A 4,806-nucleotide genomic window follows, 5' to 3' on the forward strand; every position below is an offset into this window, starting at 1 on the left:
TCCGCGGCCGCGGACAGGGCGGCGCGGCGTACGTCCTCGGTGCGGCGGCGGCCCCGGCCCGGTTTGAGGGCGGGAGGCGTGGGGATGTCGGCTCGTTCCATATGTGTACTCCTCGTCCACTCTAGCCCGCCCGGTGCGCCGCAGGACAGGTCCGGGCGCTACATGTGGACAGATGGTCCACATGCTTGTTAATGTACAACCTGTCCACATGACTGGAGGAGGGGCCCATGGCCACCGTTGAGCAGCAGGCAGCAGCACGTGTCGCGATCGTGACGGGGGGCTCGGGCGGGATCGGCGGCGCGGTCGCCCGCCGGCTGGCCGCCGACGGGATGTCGGTCGTCGTCCACTACGCCGGCAGTGCCGAGCGGGCCCGGGAGGTCGTGGAGTCGATCACCGCCGCCGGTGGCAGGGCCTGCGCAGTGCCGGGAGACATCGCCGACCCGACGGAGGCCGGCCGGCTCTTCGCCGCCGCCGAGGAGGCCTTCGGCGGTGTCGACGTGGTGGTCAACGCTGCCGGGATCATGCTGCTGGCCCCCGTGGCCGACATGGAGCTGGAGGCGTTCGACCGTATGCACCGGGTCAATGTCCGGGGCACGTTCGTCGTCTCCCAGCTCGCCGCCCGCACGCTGCGACCCGGGGGCGCGCTCATCAACTTCTCCACCTCGGTGACGCGGCTGCAGCAGCCGACCTACGCCGCCTACGCGGCGACCAAGGGTGCGGTCGAGGCCATGACGCTCATCCTGGCCCGGGAGATGCGCGGCCGGGACGTCACGGTCAACGCGGTGGCGCCGGGCCCGACGGCGACTCCGCTCTTTCTGGACGGCAAGAGCGAGCAGCTGATCGAGCAGATCGCCTCCGTGGCGCCCCTCGAACGGCTCGGCACCCCCGACGACATCGCCGAGACCGTCGCATTCCTTGCCGGACCCGGCCGCTGGGTCAACGGCCAGGTCCTCTACAGCAACGGCGGTATCGCCTGACGGTGCCGACGGCACGCGACTGACCGCCCGTCAGCTGCGGGCGGTACGAAGGAATCCGACTGGCCGCCCGCATCCCGGCAGGTCTAGGGTCGGCGGATGAGTCTGGAATGGGAACAGGTAATCGTTCACTCGGAGGACCCGGTGGCCCTGGGTCAGTGGTGGGCCGACGCCCTCGGTTGGGTCGTGGTGTACTCCTCCGACGACGAGTTCGAGATCCGCCCGGCGCCGGACCGCCTGCCGGGACTGGACTTCGTCCGGCTTGAGGAGAGCAAGAAGGCCAAGAGCCGACTGCATCTCGACTTCAGGCCCGACGACCAGGAGGCCGAGGTGGCCCGTCTGGTGGCTCACGGCGCACAGCGTGTCGACATCGGCCAGGGCGACCAGTCGTGGGTCGTACTGGCCGACCCCGAAGGTAACGAGTTCTGCGTCCTCGGGCAGCGTCGTGCCGGTGACTGAGCGCCCGGTCCGCCGTCGCTGAGCCCAGGTGACCGGCCTGCCGGTCGGAGTGCGCCCGGCCGCGGCGACCAGGACCGGGGCCTGTCCGGCAGGTCGGAACACCGCCGGACAGGCCCGGGCCGGGAGGGCTCAGCGCCCGGGCGCGAAGACGAAGCCGCCCGGGAACCCGCAGCTCGGGCGGGCCGCCGGAACCAGGTTCCCCTCGCACGGCGCTCGGCGGGCCCGACCTCGCCGGGGGCCCGGGCCTCCGGCGCTCAGTCGCACCGGCTGCACGGGGATCCGCGCCGCAGCGCCGACCGGGACTCGGCCACCCCCGGGACAGGTGCCCACCGGCCGCGGTGCGACCGGTGCGGCGGCGGACCGTACGGAGACTGCCAGGCCGGCCGTCCGCTCCTACCCGGGCCGCCCAGGCGGCGGCGCCGTGCGGCCGAGTCCCGGAGCAGCCCGGCTGCCGGACCGGGGACGTCGCCGGGCCACAGGCCCGGAAGGCAGGTCTGTGCGGAACGCCCGTTGATCAGCCCGGGGACGGTGAGCCCGGCGGTGCCCCAGCACCCGGAGCACGGGGCGGGGAGCCAGGCGCCGAGGAGCCCGGGGGCGGCACTGACGCGGAGTCTGCCGTGCGACGGGGAACGCCCGGAGGCGCACCCGGGGCAGCGGCGGGGGACGATGGGCAGGCAGGTGGGCAGGGCCACCCGGTTTTCGGACACAGAGATACACCGGTTCCAGTGAGAAGACCGCAGCGGAAAGGAGCGCGGCGCACAGGTGCGGCGCGCGACGGATCAGCGCTCGGGGTGTCTCAGCTGGTGTACATCGGCACGTCCTCGGCAGGGCGACTGTGGGGCGGGAGCAGGCTAGCGGCACGCGGCGGTGCGGCTCCAGGGGTTTTGGGCCGGGCCGCTGCCGCCGTCCCCGGAGGCAGGGCCGGGAGCAGGGCCGACCGGGCGGCCACGGCCCGTCCCGCCGGCCCCGGGACGCACACTGCGCGTGTCGCCGACGGCCGCAGGGCGCCGTCACGGGCCACACTGTCCGAGGCGATCAGCATGCTCGGGGTGCGCCCGGGAGGTGCGCCGGAGCGGCGGCAGGCCGTGGGCCCGGACGTCAGCGACGCCCCGTCGCGCTGTGCCCGTACCGAGGCGGCGCCCCGAGGAGCCCGCAGGGAGTGCCGGCACCGCAGGAAGCAGGAACGAGGAGCAGCCGATGCCCGTCAGGCGAGTCGGTGTGGTGGTCCACGGAGGCCGGGAGGCGGCCGTGGCCGCGGCCCGCACGGTGCACCGCTGGTGTGCGGAGCGCGGCATCCCGAGTGTCGACATCGACGTGTGGAGCGCCGAGCACGCCCGGCGGGGCAGCCACGAGGAGGCGGTGGCGGCCGGAAGGCCCGACCTGGTCGTCACCCTCGGCGGCGACGGGACGTTCCTGCGCGGAGCGCGTGTCGCCGGGGCCTGCGAGGCGGCCGTGCTGGGCGTCGACCTGGGCCGGGTGGGCTTCCTCACCGAAGTCCCCGCGGACGAGGTGGAGCGTGCCCTGCAGGCCGTGCACCAGGGCGAGGCGCTGGTCGAGGAGCGGATGATGCTCACCCTGCGCGCCTCCAGGCCCCTGGAGACGCCCTCCGGGATGGAGGCGCTGCTGCGCTACGGCCGCGGACCGGCCCTGCCGCCGCCGGGGGTGAGGCCCGGGGAGCCGGAGGACCCCGCGGATCCGGCCGGGCTGGACTGGGGGGTCCCCCTGGACGTCACCGCGGTCAACGACGTCGTCTTCGAGAAACTCGCCCGCGACCGGCAGGCCAGCCTCGCGGTGTACATCGCGGGCCGGCTGCTGGCCTCGTACTCCGCCGACGCGGTGATCGCCTCCACCCCCACCGGTTCCACCGCCTACAGCTTCGCCGCCGGAGGGCCCGTGGTCTCCCCGCACATGGACGCCGTCCTCTTCACCCCGGTGGCGCCCCACATGGCCTTCGACCGCAGCCTGGTCGCGGCCCCCGACGAGCCGGTCCTCGTCCGGGTCCTGCCCCGTTCCGGACAGGTCGCGGTGAGCATCGACGGCCAGCTCCGCGGCGTCCTGGACCCCGGGGACTGGGTGGCGGTCTATGCCGCGCTGCGCCGGCTGCGGCTGATCCGCCTGGGACCCACGGACTTCTACGGGCGGCTGCGCGACCGGTTCCAGCTCGCCGACGCCCCGGCGGCCGCCGCCGACGGGCCCGCCCCGGCCTTCGTCCGTCCGACCGCGCCGGTCCCCGCCGACCTGGCCAGGCTGCGCATCACGCCGCAGCCACCGCAGCCGCCGAGGCAGTGACCGGCGAGCGGCCCGCGCGCGGGGCCGTCACCCGCCGCGGCCGGGCCGGGTGACGGGCCGGGTGACGGGCCGGAGGGATGCGGCTGCCCGCGCGGCAGCCGTCAGACGATCCCGGCGAGCCGCTCGACGGCAGGGGAGCAACTGCTCTCGATCCACTGGGCCGCCCGGGCGTGGGGCGTGGAGACGATGACGGTGTCGATGCCGAGCCCGGCGTACTCCGTCATGGTGCCCAGGAATCCGTCGACGTCGCCGGTGTGCAGGGCGTCTCCGGTGTAGACCACGGTCCGCCGGATGTCACCGGGGTCGCGTCCCGCGTCCTGGCAGTGCTTCTCCAGGACCTGGAGCTTGTGGGCCACGTCGGCGGGGGAGGAGGTGAAGAGGTTGCAGGCGTCCGCGTAGCGGGCGACCAGGCGGAGGGTCTTCTTCTCGCCGCCGCCGCCGACCATGATCTCCGGGTGGGGTGTACTGACCGGCTGCGGGTGGCAGAGCGTCTCCGCGAGCCGGTAGTGGGTCCCGTCGAACGGGCCGTCGTCCTCGGGGTTCCACATCTGCAGGCAGATGCGCAGGGTCTCCTCCAGCCGCTCGTAGCGCTCGCTCAGCGGCGGGAACGGAATCCCCAGGCCGTGGTGCTCGCGGTCGTACCAGGCGGCCCCGAGACCGAGGGTGGCGCGGCCGCCGGACAGCACGTCCAGCGTGGTGGCGATCTTCGCCAGCAGACCCGGGTGACGGTAGGTCACCCCGGTCACCAGGACCCCGAGCCGCACCCTGCTGGTACGGGCGGCCAGGTAGCCGAGGGTGGTGTAGGCCTCCAGCATGGCGTCCTCGGCGCCGCCGTTCTGCTCCATCTGGAAGTAGTGGTCCATGACCGACATCCAGCTGATCCCGCCGTGCTCCGCGGCGGTTCCCGCCGCGGCCAGCTCGGAGCCGACGGAGGCCGGACCCTCAGGATGGTTGAACTTGGTGATGTGCACGCCCAGCCGCACGCCGACCTCCCGCGTTCGATGACCCCGGACGGAGCCGTTCACGACCGTACGCCTTGGAGTCCACTCAAGGTCAATCACGCCACGCGCCGCCCGGCCGGGCG

General features: G+C 74.1%; 4 protein-coding genes. 3 read left to right on the top strand and 1 reads right to left on the bottom strand.

Annotated features, from left to right (window positions below):
* Positions 1–227 precede the first annotated feature (227 nt).
* The 3 genes from AOK09_RS36610 to AOK09_RS36625 all read left to right on the top strand — a co-directional run bounded on the left by AOK09_RS36610 (position 228) and on the right by AOK09_RS36625 (position 3,722).
* Positions 228–977: an SDR family oxidoreductase gene (locus tag AOK09_RS36610; protein WP_175609395.1), complete on the top strand. Its 750-nt coding sequence runs from the start codon at positions 228–230 to the stop codon at positions 975–977.
* Between the two features lie 96 nt (positions 978–1,073).
* Positions 1,074–1,433: a VOC family protein gene (locus tag AOK09_RS36615; protein WP_055591474.1), complete on the top strand. Its 360-nt coding sequence runs from the start codon at positions 1,074–1,076 to the stop codon at positions 1,431–1,433.
* 1,197 nt (positions 1,434–2,630) lie between these two features.
* Entirely contained in the window at positions 2,631–3,722 is a 1,092-nt protein-coding gene (locus tag AOK09_RS36625) for an NAD(+)/NADH kinase (protein ID WP_055591476.1), read from the top strand.
* 101 nt (positions 3,723–3,823) lie between these two features.
* Here the strand turns inward: AOK09_RS36625 and AOK09_RS36630 are convergent, their stop codons facing one another.
* Positions 3,824–4,705 (bottom strand): LLM class F420-dependent oxidoreductase, encoded by an 882-nt coding sequence (locus tag AOK09_RS36630; protein ID WP_055591477.1) that lies wholly within the window; start codon positions 4,703–4,705, stop codon positions 3,824–3,826.
* Between the last annotated feature and the right edge of the window lie 101 nt (positions 4,706–4,806).

The organism is Peterkaempfera griseoplana (assembly GCF_001418575.1).
GTDB classification, from domain to species: Bacteria; Actinomycetota; Actinomycetes; order Streptomycetales; family Streptomycetaceae; genus Peterkaempfera; species Peterkaempfera griseoplana.